12 protein-coding genes and 2 pseudogenes are annotated in these 20,091 nt (G+C 55.7%); 11 read left to right on the forward strand and 3 right to left on the reverse strand.

The window, feature by feature from the left end; all coding sequences use genetic code 11:
- The first annotated feature begins 143 nt into the window (after positions 1-143).
- Genes EGJ86_RS03330 through EGJ86_RS03340 form a run of 3 tightly spaced genes read left to right on the forward strand, consistent with a single transcriptional unit; the run spans position 144 to position 3,215 of the window.
- Entirely contained in the window at positions 144-1,418 is a 1,275-nt protein-coding gene (locus tag EGJ86_RS03330; protein ID WP_125834046.1) for a DNA methyltransferase, read from the forward strand.
- A complete protein-coding gene (locus EGJ86_RS03335; protein WP_125834047.1) occupies positions 1,400-2,578 on the forward strand; it encodes a DUF262 domain-containing protein in 1,179 nt (392 codons plus the stop codon). The genes EGJ86_RS03330 and EGJ86_RS03335 overlap by 19 nt, the downstream gene beginning before the upstream one ends.
- Position 2,579: 1 nt before the next feature.
- Positions 2,580-3,215 (forward strand): MAE_28990/MAE_18760 family HEPN-like nuclease, encoded by a 636-nt coding sequence (locus EGJ86_RS03340; protein WP_125834048.1) that lies wholly within the window; start codon positions 2,580-2,582, stop codon positions 3,213-3,215.
- Positions 3,216-3,445: 230 nt separating this feature from the next.
- Here the strand turns inward: EGJ86_RS03340 and EGJ86_RS03345 are convergent, their stop codons facing one another.
- Positions 3,446-4,498, reverse strand: a complete 1,053-nt coding sequence (locus EGJ86_RS03345; protein WP_125834049.1) for a GGDEF domain-containing protein — start codon at positions 4,496-4,498, stop codon at positions 3,446-3,448.
- A gap of 395 nt (positions 4,499-4,893) precedes the next feature.
- Here EGJ86_RS03345 and EGJ86_RS03350 point away from each other — a divergent pair, with 395 nt between their 5' ends.
- The 8 genes and pseudogenes from EGJ86_RS03350 to EGJ86_RS03385 all read left to right on the forward strand — a co-directional run bounded on the left by EGJ86_RS03350 (position 4,894) and on the right by EGJ86_RS03385 (position 18,677).
- Positions 4,894-7,593, forward strand: a complete 2,700-nt coding sequence (locus tag EGJ86_RS03350) for a PAS domain S-box protein (protein WP_125834050.1) — start codon at positions 4,894-4,896, stop codon at positions 7,591-7,593.
- Positions 7,590-9,497, forward strand: coding sequence for an ATP-binding protein (locus EGJ86_RS03355; protein ID WP_125834051.1), 1,908 nt, complete (start codon positions 7,590-7,592; stop codon positions 9,495-9,497). Before EGJ86_RS03350 ends, EGJ86_RS03355 begins: the two co-directional genes overlap by 4 nt.
- Positions 9,498-9,598: 101 nt before the next feature.
- Complete coding sequence (locus tag EGJ86_RS03360) at positions 9,599-11,458, forward strand: ATP-binding protein (protein ID WP_256672296.1); 1,860 nt, start codon at positions 9,599-9,601, stop codon at positions 11,456-11,458.
- Positions 11,455-14,325 (forward strand): CHASE domain-containing protein, encoded by a 2,871-nt coding sequence (locus EGJ86_RS03365; RefSeq protein ID WP_125834053.1) that lies wholly within the window; start codon positions 11,455-11,457, stop codon positions 14,323-14,325. Before EGJ86_RS03360 ends, EGJ86_RS03365 begins: the two co-directional genes overlap by 4 nt.
- Positions 14,318-14,704, forward strand: coding sequence for a response regulator (locus tag EGJ86_RS03370; RefSeq protein WP_125834054.1), 387 nt, complete (start codon positions 14,318-14,320; stop codon positions 14,702-14,704). Before EGJ86_RS03365 ends, EGJ86_RS03370 begins: the two co-directional genes overlap by 8 nt.
- Positions 14,697-16,358: a diguanylate cyclase gene (locus EGJ86_RS03375; RefSeq protein ID WP_125834055.1), complete on the forward strand. Its 1,662-nt coding sequence runs from the start codon at positions 14,697-14,699 to the stop codon at positions 16,356-16,358. Before EGJ86_RS03370 ends, EGJ86_RS03375 begins: the two co-directional genes overlap by 8 nt.
- A 685-nt stretch (positions 16,359-17,043) precedes the next feature.
- A pseudogene (locus EGJ86_RS03380) lies at positions 17,044-17,325 on the forward strand (winged helix-turn-helix domain-containing protein); the annotation flags it as partial.
- Positions 17,326-17,360: 35 nt separating this feature from the next.
- Positions 17,361-18,677 carry an ATP-binding protein gene (locus EGJ86_RS03385; RefSeq protein WP_372237957.1) on the forward strand — a complete coding sequence of 439 codons (1,317 nt, stop codon included), beginning with the start codon at positions 17,361-17,363 and terminating at the stop codon, positions 18,675-18,677.
- A 66-nt stretch (positions 18,678-18,743) separates the two neighbouring features.
- Here EGJ86_RS03385 and EGJ86_RS25540 read toward each other — a convergent pair whose 3' ends face one another.
- Complete coding sequence (locus EGJ86_RS25540; RefSeq protein WP_372237958.1) at positions 18,744-19,181, reverse strand: methyl-accepting chemotaxis protein; 438 nt, start codon at positions 19,179-19,181, stop codon at positions 18,744-18,746.
- A gap of 147 nt (positions 19,182-19,328) precedes the next feature.
- Positions 19,329-20,054 (reverse strand): annotated as a pseudogene (locus tag EGJ86_RS25545) (PAS domain-containing protein); the annotation flags it as partial.
- Between the last annotated feature and the right edge of the window lie 37 nt (positions 20,055-20,091).

A 20,091-nucleotide genomic window follows, 5' to 3' on the forward strand; every position in this document is an offset into this window, starting at 1 on the left:
AAGACGAAACCAGGATGCCCCTCGGGGACTGCTATCGGCCAGAAGCGGACGCTTAGAGGAGGGAAAACAAATCTGCCCCCTTTTGCAGGTAGCGTCTCGATGAGTAAAACGCCAAACTGCGGAAGACAAAATGGATTCCAAGCATGCTAGAAAATCTGAACATCACCCACCCCAAGCAAAAGAAAGCTGCGCGGACAGGATTTGAAGCGTTCTACCCCTACTATGCGGGCTATCCCCAAAGCTTCGCAGATGCGCTACTCGAAAGCGCCGGGCTTGGGGCAGACTCCGTAGTTTTAGACCCTTGGAACGGAAGTGGCACCACCACAAAAGCTGCCATGCAGCTTGGGCTGAATAGTGTCGGATATGACATTAACCCTGCAATGGTCATGATCGCTACCGCGCGGCTCCTCCCCAGATCAGAAGCCTCCTGCTTGACCCCCCTTGCTCGAGAGTTGATTGAAATATCCAAAAATTTGCCTTTGGACGATGCGCTAGATCCGTTGCGTCAGTGGCTAACGCCTGGCTCGGCGTCGCGCCTCAGACAGATCGAACGCGCTATCGCAAAGACCTTAATGCCAGCACCGTCAGACAAAGTAGCAAGTGGTCTAGGTACATCCCGTCTGGTTGCTAGTCTATACTTGGCTCTATTCGCGACAGCTCGAGAGCTTATTAAGCCGTTCAGATCGTCAAACCCGACGTGGATACGAAAAGCGAAATGCGAAGACGAGAAACTGTCTATCCTCGACAGCGCTGTTCACGCAGAATTCATTAGACAAGTTGAAGCATTGGCGCTCGCATATAACTCTGAGAGCGCCCCAAGCAGCATAATTCCTTCAACCCGCTTAGAGGTTGCAGACTCGACGTCAAGCCAGTCCGAAAACTTTGCCGACTTCATCTTAACGTCTCCGCCCTACTGCACCAGAATTGACTATGCAGTAGCAACTAGCATTGAGTTGGCTGTCATTTCTCGGCTTACGACAACTGACGTAACACAGCTCAGCAAAAAAATGCTTGGCACTCCAAAAATCACCAACGAACCTAAAAACGAAAAATATCTAGGTTCGCTCTGTGAAAAATTTCTGAAAGATGTCAGCTCTCATGAATCCAAAGCGTCTAGCACTTATTACTACAAAACGCATTTGGACTACTATCAAAAGCTCAATCTGTCTTTAGAGAATATAAGCAAAACTTTAAAGGCCAACGGAAGAGCAGTTTTCGTTGTTCAAGACTCGCACTATAAGAACATCCACAATGACGTCCCATCAATAATTGCTCAAATGGCTGAAATAAATGGTCTTAAGCTTTTTAGACGAGATGACTTTGCGGTAAAAAGAAATATTGTCTCGATTAATCCAAAGGCTAATTTTAGCGCTATAAATCGAGCAACCGAGTCGGTTCTTTGCTTTTCGAAACCTTAGAAAAGGCTTCCAATATGGCCCAAAAACCAGATGCATACATCAAAAGTGTTGATGACGCAAAGCAGCTAGACGAACAAATTGACACGGAAAGAAATAGTCTAAGGACAGATAAAATTGACCTCTCGTACGGCGAGCTTGCGTCAATGTTTGAAAAAGAAGAGTTGATTATAAACCCTGAATACCAGCGCTTATTTCGTTGGTCAGAGCACCAAATCACGAGTTTCATAGAATCACTCCTCCTGGGATTTCCGGTTCCTGCAATTTTTGTCGCAGAAACCGAAGACGGAGTATGGGAACTGGTTGATGGGCTACAGCGAGTTTCCTCAGTATTTGGCTTCATGAAGGTTAAAAGACTCCGCGACAATGTGTTAGCGGCCCCTAATGCATTAGAGAGATTGGGGTTTTCTTCAAAAAAAGGAAGCAAAATTCCGCTTCTCGAAGGCTTTACCTTTGAAGAGTTGAGCATGCGTTCGAAGCTAACGCTGAAACGCACATATTGCCGAGTCGAAGTCATACGTGTCGGTAGCGCCTCGAACATGAAATATGAGGTGTTTGAACGGTTGAATACAGGCGGTTCAAAACTTGAGCCACAAGAAATTCGGAATGCTATTTTTAGGGCGGTAGATCCTGACTTCGTTTCCTTCTGCGACAGTTTAACCGAGCTTCCCGACTTTCAGTCCTCCCTGGTACTTTCTGAATACCAGAAACAGTCCATGTACGATAAAGGCTTGGTGCTTAGATTTCTGACATTGAAGAATAACTACCAAAATTTTGAACATGACGTTGAACCCTTCATTACCAGCTATATAAAATCAATAATTTCCAAGGAAATTATATTTGACGCACCCAAAGAAGAACAGATTTTCGCTAGGACATTCAAACTGATAAATGATTGCTTCGGTGAAAACGCCTTTAAACATGAAAAAACAGGAGTACCGAAGGGGCCGTTCTCTGTTTATGTATTCGACGCCGTCTCTATAGGCATAGCGACCAATATCGACGCAGTCGAAAACATCAGCAAAACTGATTTAATAGCCCGCTGCAGCTTGCTTAAAGGCGCCGCTGAATTTTTGGACAACACAGGTTCAGGCGGCAATACGCGCGAAAAAATGGGCGCCCGTATAAATACAGCTATCAGGATAATCGGTACGGGAGCCTGAGATGACTCTTGCAGATCTGGAGTCCTTGACCGCTGAGCTTGTTGATGCAAGGCGCGCGGAACTCACGCAAGTTTTGAGAGTTGTGGGAGCTCACAAAGATACTCCATTGGAGTCTACAGCTGCCGTAATGGCGATTCCTGTAATTTATGCGCACTGGGAGGGTTTTGTAAAAGAGCTACTAACCCTTTATTTGGAGCATATCGAAAAACAAACGATAGAGCCGCCAAATCTTCAACCGCACTTATTTTCCTTCTCGATGAGAAGCAAAATAAAAACTTTATCAGATAGCGGGTCTGTAGAACGACAAGCAGAGTTTGCTACATGGATGATAGAGCAGCTGTCAAAACCTGTATTATTTGAAAACAAAAAGGTAGACACTCACTCAAACCTTTCCTACGAAAATTTGAAATTGCTGTGCGACACTTTGTTCCTTAACATCAGCAGCATCGCTACGAGCCGGCGCCACATCAACGCACTTGTTCACAAGCGTAACAATATCGCCCACACAGGCCGCCCAATTCAACTTGATGAGGGCAGTGTCGAAAATGATAAAGAGCTTGTGATGAGACTCATAGAGAGTTTTGCAGCCGTGGTTATTGAAAATGCCAAAAATCAGAGCTTTCGCTTAGCGGCCTGATAGGCGGCCGTTACACCACCTTGAGAGGGCTGCACGGTTTTATTTTAGCGGTTCAACGGCACGCTGACCCACGATTGCCATGGGGCAATGTGGAGTGGGTTATACAACGTGAAACGTTGGCGTTGCACAAAGGAAGTGAAAAGGGGACGGATTTATTTCTAGGGCAGACGGTCCGCTTTTGGCCGCTTTGAGCCTGTCGCATCAGGCAGGAGTCGGCCAAAAGCGAGCGTTCAGCCTTGAATTGCTTCTACCCTGTTTCGCCCAGATGACTTGCCCTTGTATAGCGCGCAATCGGCCCGAGCAATGGTATTGCTGAGCACCTCGTCAGCACGGTATTGGGTGATGCCAATGGACAGCGTCACGCAGACTTTCTTGCCGTCGCTGTCAATCTCCAACACCTGGATTGCCTTGCGTAGGCGCTCAGCGCTTTCCGCCGCCTCCTCAAGATCGGTGTCCGGCAACACCCCAAGAAACTCTTCACCACCCCAGCGACCAATAAAATCCTGTTCGCGCATTGAGCTTTGCAGGTGTTGGCTCACGGCAATGAGTACCCGATCACCAATGTCGTGTCCGTACTCATCATTGATCTGCTTGAAGTGATCTATATCCATCAACATCAAGGTGAGGTTGGTGGGGCGTCTATGGTGGCGTGCCAGCACCTTCTCGGTCAGGGCAATTATCTGTCGGCGATTGAACAGGCCGGTCAGCGAGTCTGTCGTTGCCATCCGCGACAGGCTCGTGTGCGCGCGGCTTACCATGATTGCATAGAACAGCGCGAGGTAGCTGAACATGCAGAACACCACAGTCAGGTTGAAAATATTCACACCCAGCAAGGCACTAGAGGGGATGGGTTGCAGAGGCTGCACATACCACATGAGTACATACAGTCCTGCATAGTAGATCCACAGATGTCCAGCGAGGATCCATGCGATGCGGGCACGCGTGCTTACGAACAGGGCGGGAATGAACATCAGCAAATAATAGTGAAAGCCACTTTCCCAGCCTACCAGCACCGTTCCAAGCCCTGCATGCACTAGCACTTCTGTTTGAATCAACACGAACCCAAGCCGATTACGCCGATGGATGAACGCACGATAGGCGCTCACATACATGGCCACGCTGATCACGTTTATCCAGGCCAGAATGGGGGAGTCAAGCGTAAGAAAAATAAAGAAAAAGGCGACATCAATGCTCCCAGCCAATAGGCAGCAACGCATTGAAAGTCGCCAAAACTCGGGGCGAGTGTCGATTTTGTACGGGCGTTTTGAATGCATTGCTTGCATCACCTGCTTCCTAGTGGCCCGCTTATGAGTCCCGCTTTTTAGGTGTTTACTTAGCGCTGGCAACCAAGGGGTAAGGAAAGGCTGACACCAAGTTTGCGGACTACACGGTACGAGACGCAAACCCTATTGTCTACTGGCTAAAGGCCGCTATGAGCCACCCCTGATTTCCTAGGCGCGTCCGACTGGTTAGTTTTAAACGAGAGCCGCCTAGGGCTGACCGACCGCTTCTGGCCGGTAGCCGCCCGTCGCGGCTGGCCGCAATCGGCTAAAAGCAGTCACTTGTTGCGAAGATTCGCCGTCACCTTGCGCCCGCAATTAAGGCAGACTCACCTGACGATTTTCTCGCAAGGTTCATCTAACCTAACTGACTGTATCTGCCAGCAGTAGGGCTTTGAATGCGAGACACTTCCAGCCAGCAGAAAACGGACTCAGCCCCATGGGAGCAGGCCGAACGCCTCAAGTGCATCATCGATGGCACCAACATTGGTACATGGGAGTGGAACGTTCAGACGGGTGAAACCACCTTCAATGAGCGTTGGGCGGAGATTATTGGCTACCGCCTCGAGGAACTGGCCCCCGTCGACATCAATACCTGGTTAAACCACGCCCATCCCGATGACCTCCGTGAGTCAGGCGTCCGCCTGGAGCGCCACTTCAGTGGCGAAACGCCCTTCTATGACTATCAATGCCGCATGCGCCACAAGTCGGGGCGCTGGGTTTGGGTGCATGACCGTGGGCGTGTTGTGAGTTGGACTGATGAAGGTAAGCCGTTGATGATGTATGGCACTCATGCCGATATCACCGAGATGCGCGAGCAGCAGGATGAGGCCCATCGAACCAGCGCCCAACTACAGGCCATTCTCGACTCGGCAACCGGCGTAAGCGTCATCGCCATCAACCCGGATGGGCTGATTACGCTGTTCAACCGGGGCGCTCAACGCCTGCTGGGCTATCAGGCAGAGGAAGTGGTCGGTCTCCAGACCCCGGCGTTAATCCACCTGGGTGATGAGGTTACGCAACGAGGTCGCGAGCTGTCACAGCTCGTAGGTCGCGAGATCAGTGGTTTCGAGGTTTTCGTCCATCTGGCGCGACAGGGAGAGCCCGAAACGCGGCAATGGACCTATGTGCACAAGGATGGCACTCGGCGCAGAGTGAACCTGACGATAAGTGCCATATTCGATAGGCAGGGCACGCTATCCGGTTTTCTGGGCATTGCTAGTGACATATCTGAAATGGAGTCCACCACTAGAGCGTTGCAGGAGAGCGAAAATCGTTTCCGGGGACTGGTGGCCAACCTGCCCGGTGTCGTCTATCGCTGTGAGAACGATGCCAATTGGACTATGCGTTACATGAGTGATGAAGTCGCTTCTCTGACCGGTTTTCCGGCCAGTGACTTCATTGATAGCCGCGTGCGTGCCTTTTCCAGTGTCGTGCACCCTGATGACCTGCACATCACCTACCAGTCCGTCGCGGCCATTGAGCGACATGAAAAATTTGAGCTCACCTACCGGCTTAAGCATGTAGACGGTCACAGCGTCTGGGTGAGGGAGCAAGGCCGGGGTGAATACGGCGCTAACGGCGAGCTGCTCTGGGTGTCCGGTTTCATCTGGGATATCAGCGACCGCAAGGCAGCCGAGGACGCACTGCGCGTCAGCGAGCGGCGCTTCAGTGGTGCATTTAATACCGCTCCGCAGGGCATGGCCATCGTCGACCTTGACGGGCGCTGGATGGAGGTCAATGACGCCCTCTGTCGCATGCTGGGTTACAGCAGTGAAGAGTTACTGCAACTCGACTTTCAGCACATTACCCATCCCGATGACCTGACCAAGGATTTGGCACTTCTGCAACAGCTTCTGGAGGGCGTGATCGCCGACTACCAACTGGAGAAGCGTTACATCGACAAGCGCGGCAACGTGCTGTGGATTCTGCTCAGTGTTTCATTGGTACGCGACGCTCTGGGGGTACCCCTGCACTTCGTGTCACAGATTCAGGACATTACAGATCGCTTCGAGGCCGAGAAACGCCTGCGGGAACGTGAAGAATACCTCAGCACCCTGCTGGACAACGTCATCGATGCCATCGTGACCATCGATGAGAGCGGGTTGATTGAAACCTTCAACCCGGCGGCTGAGCGGATTTTCGGTTACGCGAAAGCTGACGTGGCAGGGCAGAACGTTGAACTCCTGATACCCGAGCACTACCGCGATCAGCATGATGAGTTCCTATTGGCCTACCGCGAGAGTGGCGTTCCACGAATACTGGGAAAGGACTTAGAGCTGCCCGCACAGCGACGCAATGGTGAGCTGTTCACCATGGAGTTAGCCGTGTCACAGATCACGCTGCAGAGTCAGCGCCGTTTCATTGCTGTCATCCGGGACATCAGCGAGCGCAAGCGTATCGAACGAATGAAGAATGAATTCGTCTCCACCGTCAGCCACGAGTTGCGCACACCACTCACCTCAATTGCCGGGGCGCTAGGTCTGATCAATGGCGGGGCGCTGGGTGAGGTCCCTGCACAGATGGGGGAAATGTTGCGTATCGCCCAGAGTAACAGCCAGCGCTTGTCAGGTTTGATCAATGACCTGCTGGACATGGACAAGCTCGTGGCCGGCAAAATGACGCTTAACTTGCACAGGCTTAAACTCTGGCCGCTGCTGGCGACGGCCGTCGAACAGAACCAGCCCTATGCCACTCAGCATTCGGTGAATCTGCATTTGAAGCCGCCGCCGCTGGATGTCGAGGTACGGGTAGACAGGCAGCGCTTTGATCAGGTCATGGCCAACCTGCTCTCCAATGCGGCCAAGTTCTCTGCACCGGGCGCTGATGTTGAGGTTTCTGCAGCCCTGGCCGTAACGCGGGTGCGCATCAGCGTGCGTGACTTTGGCATGGGGATCCCTGAGGCCTTTCGCGCGCGTATCTTCGGTAAGTTCTCACAGGCTGATGCCACGGATACCCGGCAGAAAGGCGGAACAGGCCTGGGGCTGGCGATCACCAAGGAACTGATTGAGCGCATGGCTGGAGCCATCGGCTTTGAGTCCGTCGAGGGCCAGGGGACGGTCTTCTGGGTGGAGCTGCCTGTGGAGCAACACCCTTGATCCGGCCCAGCCACACGCCAAGCGTTACGAGCTGGGTAGGGCTTCTGGCGACGCTGCTGCTCATGGGCGGCCTGGTGGAGCTTGGACTCTGGCGCTACAACCAGTACAGGGATCAGGAAGAGCAGCGTTTTCTGCGTGCCCAGGGCTACGAAATGAGGGCGGTTCTGTTGGCCGAGCTCAATGCCACGCTGCACCTCGCCAGCGGCTTGGCCAGTTATATACCGGCCAAGCAGGGCCGCCTGGATGCAACCGAGCTGCAACCCTGGCTGCGTGGACTGTTCGCCCAGGGACGCTATATCCGCAATATTGGATTGGCGCCGGATAACCGGATTGCATACCTCTACCCGCTTGAAGGAAATGAGTCCGCTCTGGGGCTTTACTACCCCGACCTTGCCGAGCAGTGGCCGCGGGTTCAGCACATCATCGCAAACAGGGTGCCGCAACTGGATGGCCCCCTGAATCTGGTGCAGGGCGGCAGAGGTCTTGTCTACAGGGTGCCGGTGTATTTGCAGGACCAACGCTACTGGGGGCTGATCAGCACGGTGATTGATTACGACCGGATCATGGCTTACCTGGATGCCTTGGCGCGCCAGCGTGATCTCGCGATTGACCTCCTACCATTCGATGCCCCCGCAGCAGCCTCGGCAGGCAACGTTCGCCTGCCGGTATCGCTGGCCGGAGCAAAATGGCAACTGCAGGTTTCGAGTACATCTCAGCCGCTGGTTGCTTTGACCCTGGCCAGGGCTTTGGGCTGGAGCTTGGCCCTGCTCATCACCTGTCTGGCGGCCTGGATGATGCATTTGCACCGTCGTAGAGCAAGCCTGGCCCAGGCGCTGAATAGGAGTCAGCAGGACTTCATGCGAGCCTTCGACCTGGCTCCGCAAGGAATGGCAATGCTGAAAGCCACGGGGCAGCTTTTGGAAGTCAATCAGGCGCTATGCCAAATTCTTGAACGTAGCCGCGAAGAGTTAGTGGGTGCGGTGCTGGCTGATTTCTGCCTGCCGAGTGACCGTGAACTGTTGCGCCAACACCTCGCCCAAGAGTCCGGACAGGCGCGGCTGGGCTGGTGGATACGGATACTGGATGCAGAGCAGAACCCTGTCGACGTCGAATGCAGTGCCTCCTGGCTTGGGCAGTCGGTGACCGGCGAAGCACTGTGCATACTGCATATTCAGGACATCACCGAGCGTTTACGTCTGCAGCAGATGCAACGCGAGTTCATTGCCAGTGTCAGCCATGAACTGCGCACCCCCCTGACGTCCATCGCGGGCTCGCTCGGCCTGATCAACGGCGGAGCACTGGGCGAGGTACCGCCAGCGATGCAGGCACTGCTGCAAATCGCTCAGTCCAACAGTTCGCGCTTGCATGAGCTGATCAACGATCTGTTGGATATGGAAAAACTGATGGCCGGGAAAATGCGTTACGACATCCGCGAGCAACCCATCTGGCCGCTGCTTGAGGATGCCATCACGCACAACCAGCCTTATGCTGATCAATATCAGGTTGCGCTTGAGCTGGTTGGCCATTCTGTAGAGGTCAACGTCGCCTTCGATAGTCAGCGTCTGGCGCAAGTCCTGGCCAACCTGATTTCCAACGCGGTCAAGTTTTCCTCGCCCGGATCAGTCGTAACTCTCAAGGCAAGTGTCGATCACGACTGGCTGAGGGTTAGTGTCAGAGATCGTGGTATTGGTATTAAGGACGAATTCAAGAGCCGGATATTCAGCCGGTTTTCCCAAGCGGATGCGGGCGATGCCCGGCAGAAGGGTGGTACCGGACTGGGACTGGCCATCTGCAAGGAGCTCATCGAAGCCATGTCGGGACGCATTGGTTACGAATCACAGGAGCACTTGGGCAGCACCTTCTGGTTCGAGCTTCCCATTGCCAGTCAGGTGGTCAAGGAATGAGGACGCGCAAGTCTCCAGGGCATCCACCTACACCGTCGAATGAAAGTAGTCGCCTCGCCGCTCTGCTCAGATTTGAGCTGCTTGATACGCCTGCCGAGACCATGTTCGACAACATCACGGCACTGGCGGCGCAGATCTGCGAAACCCCTATTGCGCTGATCTCGTTGGTCGATGCCGAGCGTCAGTGGTTCAAGAGTCGGCAGGGGCTGGACGCCCGTGAAACGCCGCGAGAACTGGCGTTCTGTGCGCATGCCATCAACGGCGAAACCTTGTTCGAAGTGGAAAATGCCTTACTGGATCCACGCTTCAGGGACAACCCGCTGGTGACCGGCGCTCCGGATATTCGCTTTTATGCCGGCATGCCGCTCGCTGACAGTGAAGGCCATAACCTGGGCACCCTGTGCGTGATTGACCGCCAGCCACGTCAACTCAGCGTGCAACAGAAAGGAGCCCTCAAACTGCTCGCGCAGCAGGCCATCAATCTGTTTGAACTGCGCTTGCAGACGTGGCAGCAGCAAGAGCAGGCGGCGTTGCATAAGGCGATTTTGAGCAGTGTAGGGACTGCGGTGTTGATCACTGACATGGCAGGCGTAATTCGGCAGGCCAGTCCGGGGGTTCTGCCTCTACTGGGCTACGAAGTGGATGCCCTGGTCGGCCAGAGTCTCGGACTGGTGCTAGCGGATGAGGAGCGTCAGCTGCAACCCGATCCCGTCAGGCCGTCTTTCAACTGCGGCTCTGAGCAGGCCAGTCTGCATGAGTTGAGGGCGCGACATCGCAAGGGGCAGCGCATTCCCGTGTTGTTCAGCCTGGCGCCGATTGCCATGGATGGCAGTGCACAAATGGGCTATCTCTGCATCCTCAATGACCTGAGCTACCGCGAGGAAGCCCTGCAGCGCCTGCAGCACATCGCCGAGCAACTGCCCGGTGTGGTCTACCAGTTCCAGCTGTATTCCGACGGTCGCAGTTGCTTCCCCTATGCTAGCGAGGGGCTACGGGATGTTTACGGACTGCAGCCCGAAGATGTGAGAGAAGATGCGAGCAGCGTTTTCGCGCGTATCCACCCGGATGATCTTCTCGACGTGACCGCCAGCATTCAGGTGTCAGCGGAACACCTGAGCGTTTGGCACCGAGAGTACCGTTTCCTACATCCCATAAAGGGCCTCATATGGCTGGAAGGTCGGGCTATGCCACAGCCGCGTGCCGACGACAGCATTCTCTGGCATGGCTTTATCACCGACATCACTCAGCGAAAACATCTGGAGCAGATGAAGAACGAGTTTGTCTCGACCGTCAGTCATGAGCTGCGCACGCCCCTTACTTCCATCGCGGGCTCGCTGGGGCTGATCAACGGTGAGGCATTGGGTCCTGTACCGAATGCAATGCGAGAGATGCTGTCGATCGCCCAGAGCAATTCTCAGCGCTTGCGGCAATTAATCGATGATCTGCTGGACATGGACAAGTTGCTTGCAGGCAAGATGAGCTTTATCCCCCAGCAACTGGATATCGACAGCTTCCTGGCCGAGTGTGCCACTAGCCATCAGGGGTTCGCCCGTCAGTATGATGTGCAGCTTACCTACACGGGAGGGCCGGTAGCCCAAATCACCGCGGACCCAATGCGCTTACAGCAGGTGCTCAGCAACCTGCTATCCAATGCCCTGAAGTTCTCGCCAGCAGGCAGTCAGGTGCTTCTATCTGCTCAGGAGCTTGGCGGACAGATCAGAATTTTGGTGGTCGATCAGGGGCCTGGCGTTCCAGCCGAGTTTGTTGATCGTCTTTTCGAGAAGTTCTCCCAGGCCGATGCCAGTGACCGTCGGCAGAAAGGTGGCACCGGGCTGGGGCTTGCCATCAGCAAGGAGCTGATCGAGCGCATGGGAGGATGCATCGGCTTCTATCCGCGTCCCGGAGGCGGCTCTGTTTTTTGGGTTGAGCTACCCGCTCTATTTCAGGATGAAACGCTATGACGATGCTTGAACATGCTTTGGCCAAAGGGCCCCGATGGATGCCTCTCGTGGTTCTTTTGTGCGGCTTATTGAGCACTCTGGGAGCTTGGTACGCGCTTAGCGCCATCCAGGAGAAAGCAGCCGATCGTGAGTTTCAGCAACTGGGTAATGAGGTGCTGGAGGCGATCGAGAAGCGGATGAACAATCATCGCCAGGTACTGCTGGGAGGGGCAGCTCTGTTCGACGCTAGCAACGACGTGAGCCGCGATGAGTGGCGGCGCTATGTGCAACGTTTGGATCTGGAGTCCAACTACCCAGGAATTCTTGGGCTTGGCTACAGCCAGGTCGTGCAGCCGGATCAACTGCAGATTTTTGAGGAGAGCCTGCGCAAACAGGGCTTTGCTGAGTTCGCCATTAAACCTGCAGGAAAGCGCGATCTGTATACGTCAATTATCTACCTAGAGCCATTTACAGGGCGAAACCTGGCGGCTTTCGGCTTTGACATGTTTTCCGAGCCTACGCGGCGTGCAGCCATGAGCAGGGCGGTTGCAACCGGCCTCCCCCAGCTGAGCAGCAAAGTTACGCTCCTTCAGGAGAATAATGGGCCTGCACAAGCAGGTTTGCTGATGTACGTGCCGGTCTATCGGCCCGGGGCGCCGCTGAATTCTTCTGCCAAGCGCTGGGAAGCATTACGTGGTTTCGTCTATAGCCCTTACCGTGTGACCGACCTGATGCAAGCGGTACTCGATGGTAGGGATTTGCAGATCGACTTCGCCCTCTACACAGGAGCAATAGCCTCTCCTGAACAGAAGATTTTCATCAGTCATCCGCGGCTTGAGCAGGCAGATAAACCTTTACGCACCGAGCAGCTGGAGTTGTTTGGTCAGCCACTTACTGTGAGCTTCTATATGCAGCCCGGGTTCTACGGGCGCTTCCAGCAAGGGCAGGGCCTGTTGCTGATTCTGGGTGGCGTGATCAGCTTGCTGCTGTTTTTTCTAACGCAGGTTCTTGCCAATGGCCAGCAGCGAGCCATCGGCCTGGCTAACGAAATGACATCCCAGCTGCGCAATAGTAAGGCAAGACTTAAACGCGTCTTGCAGGGTGGCCACGATGGCTGGTGGGACCAGGACACTGAGGCGGGCCGTTTCTTTGCCTCGACTCATACCTGGCAGATGCTCGGGTATCCCGACCAGGGGCCTCAACCGCCTCTCAGGGACCTTGTGCAACTGGTTCACGCTGACGATGTTGCGGCGCTTCGTGCCCGGCTTGCGGCTCCTGAAGGGGCAATAGAGCATTACCTCAATCATGAATGCCGATTGATACGCCAGGATGGCCAGCCTTTGCCCGTGCTTCTGCGGGCGCTGATTCGATGCTCGCCAGACGGACGTATGCTCGGCGCCAGCGGCACCGCGACGGATCTTACCGAGCAGAAGCGCATCGAGCAGCTCAAGAGTGATTTTGTCTCCACGGTCAGTCATGAGCTACGTACGCCACTGACCTCGATTTCAGGCTCTTTGGGCTTGGTCATCGGCGGCGCGCTTGGCGCCGTACCGGACAGCATGCGACCCATGCTGGAAATCGCCCAGCAGAATAGTCAGCGGCTAGGCCACCTGATCAATGATCTTCTGGACATGGACAAACTCGCCGCCGGGAAGCTCAGTTTCGAGTTCACCAACCTCGAGTTGGGTCAGCAACTCAATGAAGCCCTTCTCAGCAATGCCTCCTATGCTGAGCAACATCAGGTGCAGCTGGCGCTTGATCCCATGCCTCCTGTCAAGGTGCGTGCCGATGCGCTTCGGCTGCAACAGGTGCTCGCCAATTACTTGTCAAACGCCATCAAGTTCTCTCCTTCCGGCGCTTCGGTGCGGCTGCACAGTACGCTTAGAGATGGGCGCGTCAGAGTAAGCGTCACAGACAGTGGGCGGGGCATCCCGGAGCATTTCCACCCACACATCTTCCAGAAGTTCTCCCAGGCAGACAGCAGTGATCAACGGCAAAAGGGCGGCACCGGACTTGGCCTGGCGATAACCAAAGAGCTTATTGAGCGTATGGGTGGCCAGGTGGGTTTTGATTCTCTTGAGGGCCAAGGCAGCACATTTTGGTTCGAGCTGCCGGTGCTGGTCGAGAACCATCCACTCACTGATATTCAGCGTCCAACCATCCTGGTGGTGGAGGATGAGCCTGACGTAGCCCGGCTGCTCCAGCTAATGCTTGAGGGCGGTGGTTATCAGGCAGCACTGGCTGAAAACCTGGCTGAGGCGAGGTATATCCTGGCAACGCGCGAAGTGGCCGCCGTAACCTTGGACTTACGCCTGCCTGACGGCCACGGTTTTGAGATCCTGTTGGAAATTCAGCGTGTACTGCGCAAGAAGGATTTACCCGTCATTGTCATCTCCGCGGCAGCTGAGCAAGGGCAACTTAATCTCCAGGGGGGTATGCACATAGTTGACTGGCTGGATAAACCCATCGACCCGCATCGACTAATGAGCGGCCTGCGTCGTGCACTCGGCAGCGCGCGGGGACAGCCTCGCATTCTGCATATCGAGGATGATCCTGATCTGCGCATGGTTGTTGCCGAGCAGGCTAGAAGCCTGGCTGAGTGCGAGGGGGCCGGTAATCTCATGGAGGCCCGGCAGCAGTTAGCATGTGGCTCATGGGATCTGGTGCTGCTTGACCTGCACCTGCCAGATGGTGATGGCTTCACTCTCATTGAGGAGATTCATCAGGCCCATCCAGGACTACCGATAGTGGTACTGTCTTCGACAGAGCTTTCGACGGAACAGCTGAGTTTTGTCGAGGCAGCATTGGCCAAATCCCGAACAGAGCCACAGGCATTCCTGGATGTGCTCGCTCGCCTACTACCGACCAAAGGGGATGATCATGCCTGAGCTGAAGCGCATATTGCATGTGGAGGACGACCCCTCCATTCAGGCTGTGGCCAAAGTCGCGCTGGAGGCTGTCGGCGGATTCGAGGTGCTGAGTTGCAGCAGCGGTCAGGACGCCATCGATAGAGTGGCAGGTTTTGCGCCGGATTTTATTCTGCTGGATGTCATGATGCCCGGAATGGATGGCCCGCAGACGCTTGAGCAATTGGTCAACCTGGTGGACATCAACGTTATCCCTGTCGCCTTTATGACTGCCAAGGTACAGCCTGCAGAGGTCGAACATTACCTGAGCCTCGGCGCACGTGACGTAATCATAAAACCCTTCGATCCGATGCAGTTGGCAAGTCAGATACGTGCCATTTGGAGCCGCTCGAATGGATAGACAGAAGCCGTTGGCTGACCTGCAAGCTCAGTTACAGCTGTTGGGCGAGCAGTTTGCACAGCGCCTCAAGGAAGAGCTGCCGCAGCTGGCAGATAGGGCGCAGCAGTTGCAGCGTTCCTCTGATCCAACAGAGCAGCTTGAGCACCTACAGGATCTGCGCAACCAGCTGCATAAGCTAGCGGGGAGTGCAGGTACCTTCGGCTTCAAGGAGCTGGGAGATCAGGCTCGATTGCTTGAGCAGCACTCGCAGCAATGGCTCAGCAGTCTAGAGTTGCAGCGCAAGGGATTGGACACTTTTGTTGATGATATCCAGGCACTGGCGTGCACTTCATATCTAGCAGTAAAGGTGAATCCTGCTCCCGCCCCTATCGATCTGCCGCGCAGCAGCGCCCCGAACGAAGGCTCCCGTCTCATCTACATCCTCGAGGATGAAGAAAGTGTGGGTGAGAGCATCCGTCGAACGCTCTCGACGTTCGGTTATCAAGCTCGCCACTTTATCTGCACTACCGAACTTGATGAGGCGATAGCGCGGCAGAGTCCTGATGCTTTGATTGTCGACGTCAATCTCGGCAGCGCTCAGCAGAGCGGATTGGAGTACGCGTCCTCACTGCTTGCTCGTCTCCCGCAGGTGCCTCCGTTGCTGGTGCTGACGACGCAGGATGACTTCGATACTCAGCTACAGGCTGCACGCCTTGGTGCCGTCGGTTTTTTCAGCAAACCTGTTGATGTGGCCAAGCTTGAGAGTCGCCTTGAGAGGTGTTTCGCCCAACAAGGGGGGGCTCCTTATCGAGTGTTGATCGTTGATGATGACTATGAGTTGGCCAATCACTATCGCTTGGTGCTGAGCGCGGCAAATATGCTGGTTGAGGTAGTCAGTGAGCCGAGCCAGCTACTTGAGACCATTGCTCAATTCAGTCCAGAGGTTCTGCTGCTGGATGTGAACATGCCCGGCAGCTCGGGGCCCGAGCTTGCCCAGATGATCCGCTTCAACGATGACTGGATCCGAATACCGATCATCTATCTTTCGGCCGAAACCGATATCGGCTTGCAAATGAGTGCCTTGCTTAAGGCGGGTGATGACTTCGTCACCAAACCCATATCCGATAAGAGCCTTATCGCTACAGTGTTTGCCAGGGCACAGAGGGCAAGACTACTCAGCAATGCGTTGTCTCGAGACAGCCTGACGGGGCTGCTCAAGCATGCGGATATCAAGGAGCGGGTTGCGGTAGAGCAGGAGCGCGCAATGCGTACAGGCAAGCCTGTAAGCGTAGTGATGCTGGATATTGACCATTTCAAGAAGGTCAACGATTCATACGGTCATGGTATTGGTGACAACGTGATTCGGGCACTCGCTAATCTGCTCAGGCAAAGACTCCGCAGAGTAGACGTTATTGGTCGCTACGGTGGTGAAGAATTCCTGGCAGTACTGCCCGAGTGCAGTGGAGCTCAAGCAGTACAGATACTGGACCAAATTCGTCAGCAGTTCTCGCGAATAAGCTTCTCCAGTGAGATGGGAGATTTCAATGCCAGCTTGAGTGCAGGCATAGCATCATGTGTTGAGCTGGAAGCCAGTGCGCTTATCGACGCTGCCGATAAGGCACTCTACGCTGCAAAAAATACGGGGCGGAATAGGGTATGTTTGGCTGAGATATAAATTTCAGGCTTCTTAATTGGATGGCTCAGCATACCGATTTTAGTGTGGCTGCTATTGGCCGTTTTCTGCCTAACGCGACAGGCAGATAACAGCCAAAATCGGTCGGTGGGTGACTAAGGGACCAAAGCAATCATCATTAGGCTAGAAGTCTTATCAATCCTTCGATAGCCGCCCCCAGCTTTTCAGTGCCTTTATTGCTTTGAGTTAGTAAGACTTCAATTTTTTTGCCCGCTTTGACGATGCATCGGGGGCGGCAATCCAATGTCATCAACCTAAGCTGCAGCCCTGCCCAAGGCAAGCCCCCGAAGCAGCCAGCCGCCATGGCCGTCGGGCGATGACCAGGCCTCTGCCGCTCCATCAGGCGGTCTAGCTGGGCTGGCGGTGATGTGATCATCGTCTGTACCGGCTGTCTAGGCGAGATTTCTCGTTCTCCGGACGAGCCTATGCCGACCGCTTGAAGGTGAGCTGGCGTCGGCGGGTAAAGTCTTGAGGATTCTGGCGGTGGGCGGCGATGAAGGCGGGACAATCGAGCTGGCTGGTTATTTTTTGTACAATTTTCAAACCAGGGCTTGGCTGGCGGTGTCAAGCGATGCGGTATAGGTAGTCAAAAGGGCTTCTCCCATGCACTGATTTGAGCGCTAATTATATGATATTTATGGATAATTTCCAAAGTTGATGACATTGGGTGCTGGACCTCAACCGCAAGCAGGCCACGGTGGATGAGCAATCGCTGCAACTGACCGCCTACGAATACCGCATCCTCGAATACCTGATGCTGCATCACCAGCAGGTGGTGGCCAAGGAGCGCCTGATGGAGCAGCTCTATCCGGGCGATGACGAGCGCGATCCCAACGTCATCGAGGTACTGGTCGGGCGTTTGCGGCGCAAGCTGGAGTCTGTGCTCGACGGCAAACCGATAGAAACCGTGCGTGGCCAGGGTTACATGTTCAACGAGCGCTGCAAGTGAGGCGCACGCGCTTCGCGTCCCTGCGGCTGCGCCTGATGCTCGCCAGCGCGGCGCTGGCGATGCTGTTCATGCTGCTGTTGATGCCGGTGTTGCAGGGCGTGTTTCTCATGGCCCTGGAGCAGACCATCGAAAAGCGCCTGGCCTCCGACGCGGCAGCGCTGATATCCGCCGCGCGTATCGACGACGGCCAGTTGCACATGCCGGAGAAGATGCCGGACGAAGAATTCGACAACCTCGACTCGCACCTGCTGGGCTTCATCTTCGACCGTGAAGGCCAGATGCTCTGGCGCTCGCGCTCATCCATCGACGAACTGGTGCGCTACCTGCCGCGTTATGACGGTCGCGGCCACGAGTTCGTGCGCATTCGCGACGAAAACGGCCAGGAATACTTTGTCTATGACATCGAAGTAGACCTGCTGCGCGGCGATCAAACCGCGCTGAGCATCGTCACCATGCAGCCGACCCGCGAATACCAGGGGCTGTTCAACGGTTTCGCCTGGCAACTGCGCCTGTGGCTGGGCATCGCCCTGCTGGTGCTGCTGGGCCTGCTCTGGTTCGGCCTGACCTGGGGCTTTCGCAGCCTGCGTGGCCTCAGCGACGAGCTGGACGGCGTAGAGGCCGGTACCCGCCAGCGCCTGAGTGACGAACACCCGCGCGAATTGCTGCGCCTGACCAACTCCCTCAACCGCCTGCTCGACAGCGAACGGCGTCAGCGCGAGCGCTACCGCGACTCGCTGGAAGACCTCGCCCACAGCTTGAAAACACCACTCAGCGTGTTGCAGGGCATTGGTGAAAGCCTGGCTGTGCAGCCGGACAATCGCGAACAGGCGCAACTGATGCAGGCGCAGATCGAACGCATGAGCCAGCAGGTCGGCTATCAACTGCAACGCGCCAGCCTGCGCCGCAGCGGCCTGGTGCGCCATCGCGAACAGGTCTGGCCGCTGCTCGATGGCTTGTGCCGCTCGCTGGACAAGGTCTACCGCGACAAGCGCGTCGAAGCGACCCTGGACGTGCCCGCGCACAGCCAGATCACCATGGAACGTGGCGCGCTGATGGAACTGCTCGGCAACCTGCTGGAAAACGCCTACCGCCTGTGCCTGCAACAGGTGCGCGTGAGGCTGCAACCCCTGACCGACGGCTGCCTGCTGACCATCGAAGACGACGGCCCCGGCGTGCCCCCGCACCAGCGTGAGCGGGTACTGCAGCGCGGTGAACGACTGGATGCACAGAACCCGGGGCAAGGCATCGGCCTGGCGGTGGTGGAAGATATCGTCGACAGCTACGACGGTGAGCTGAGCCTGGAAGACTCCGAGTTGGGCGGCGCGTGTTTCAGGGTGCGTTTATACGACTGAGTGCAGCCGTTGCAGCTGAGCGGTCGCCCAGGCAACAGCTCGGGCGACCATCAACGGAGATCGCTGCTACAACTGCGTCGCGAAGCGCTCCACCGCGCTGACCACATGCATGGCGCCGTCCTGAATTTCGGCGATCACTTGGCCGGCCTGGGATGAAAGCTCCAGGCCCAGTTCGGCCTGAGTCTTACCTCGGTCTATCAACCCTACCGCGCGCTCGGCCAACTGCTGGTTTTGCCCGACCACCTGGGTGATTTCTTCCGTCGCTGCGCTGGTACGTGAAGCCAGTTGGCGGACTTCGTCGGCGACCACCGCGAAACCACGACCCTGTTCGCCGGCGCGCGCCGCCTCAATGGCGGCATTGAGTGCCAGGAGATTGGTCTGATCGGCAATGCTGCTGATGTTCTTGACGATGGAACCGATGATCTGCGACTGCTTGTCCAGTGCCTCGATGCCCTGTGCTGCTTCCTGCATGCGCGCGGACAGTTCACGCATGGCATCGAGCATCTGCTGCACCACTGCCGCGCCGTTCTTGGCGCTGTCGTCCGTGCCTTTCGAGGTCTCGAAGGCGATGCCCGCCGCTTCGGCCACGGCGGTTTCGCGGTTGACCTGGTCGGTGATCACGGTGGCGAACTTCACCACCTTGTAGAGATTGCCCTGCGCGTCGGTGACCGGGTTGTAGGACGCCTCCAGCCAGACTTCACGGCCATAGGCATCGACTCGCTTGAAGCGCCCGGCGACGAATTCGCCGCGGCGCAGTTGCTCCCAGAAGCGCGGGTATTCCGGCGAACTGGCCATCGCAGGATCACAGAAGATGCGGTGATGCTTGCCCTGTATCTGCGCCAGGTTGTAACCCATGGCATCGAGGAAGCGCTGATTGGCGGTGTCGATCTCGCCATCGAGATTGAACTCAATCACGGCGGTGGAGCGTTGCAGCGCCTTGACCAGGTATTCATGTTCGAGTGAAGTCTCGATGGTGCGCGTCAGGTCGCTGGCATAGATCGAGAAGGACTGCAGTTGGTTCTGGCTGTTGCGTATCGGCTGCAGGATCGAGCGAAGCCAGGCCTCCTCGCCATTGCCCCGCTTGATGCGGATAACCCCGGCCAGGTGTTCGCCGCGTTCGAGGGCCTGACGAACCCGGTGAAAGAAGTCCTGGTTACGCAGGTGATTCGGTATCAGCTCCAGCAGAGGGCGGCCGAGAATCTGATCGGCACGGTAGAGCATCTCTTTCTCGAAATTGGCATTGACCGAGAGGAAGCGCCCCTGCGGGTCGAGGGAGGCGGCGATCATTTCTTTGTCGAGGCTGTCGCGCACTTGCTCGACAAGCGACAGTTCTTCGCGCAACTCCTTTAACTCTTGCTTCAGTCGGGTCGTGAACATCGTGGCAGGCCTTTGTCGGGAATTGGCGTCATCGATT

Source organism: Pseudomonas sp. o96-267 (assembly GCF_003935465.1).
In the GTDB taxonomy this organism is placed as follows: Bacteria; Pseudomonadota; Gammaproteobacteria; order Pseudomonadales; family Pseudomonadaceae; genus Aquipseudomonas; species Aquipseudomonas sediminis.

What these genes read in the sequence shown, in the direction of transcription:
- EGJ86_RS25540 (WP_372237958.1), bottom strand. Translation starts at nt 19,181, where the DNA reads ATGCTCGATGCCATGCGTGAACTGTCCGCGCGCATGCAGGAAGCAGCA.
- EGJ86_RS03330 (WP_125834046.1), top strand. Translation starts at nt 144, where the DNA reads ATGCTAGAAAATCTGAACATCACCCACCCCAAGCAAAAGAAAGCTGCG.
- EGJ86_RS03340 (WP_125834048.1), top strand. Translation starts at nt 2,580, where the DNA reads ATGACTCTTGCAGATCTGGAGTCCTTGACCGCTGAGCTTGTTGATGCA.
- EGJ86_RS03345 (WP_125834049.1), bottom strand. Translation starts at nt 4,498, where the DNA reads ATGCAAGCAATGCATTCAAAACGCCCGTACAAAATCGACACTCGCCCC.
- EGJ86_RS03365 (WP_125834053.1), top strand. Translation starts at nt 11,455, where the DNA reads ATGACGATGCTTGAACATGCTTTGGCCAAAGGGCCCCGATGGATGCCT.
- EGJ86_RS03360 (WP_256672296.1), top strand. Translation starts at nt 9,599, where the DNA reads ATGTTCGACAACATCACGGCACTGGCGGCGCAGATCTGCGAAACCCCT.
- EGJ86_RS03385 (WP_372237957.1), top strand. Translation starts at nt 17,361, where the DNA reads ATGCTCGCCAGCGCGGCGCTGGCGATGCTGTTCATGCTGCTGTTGATG.
- EGJ86_RS03350 (WP_125834050.1), top strand. Translation starts at nt 4,894, where the DNA reads ATGCGAGACACTTCCAGCCAGCAGAAAACGGACTCAGCCCCATGGGAG.
- EGJ86_RS03370 (WP_125834054.1), top strand. Translation starts at nt 14,318, where the DNA reads ATGCCTGAGCTGAAGCGCATATTGCATGTGGAGGACGACCCCTCCATT.
- EGJ86_RS03375 (WP_125834055.1), top strand. Translation starts at nt 14,697, where the DNA reads ATGGATAGACAGAAGCCGTTGGCTGACCTGCAAGCTCAGTTACAGCTG.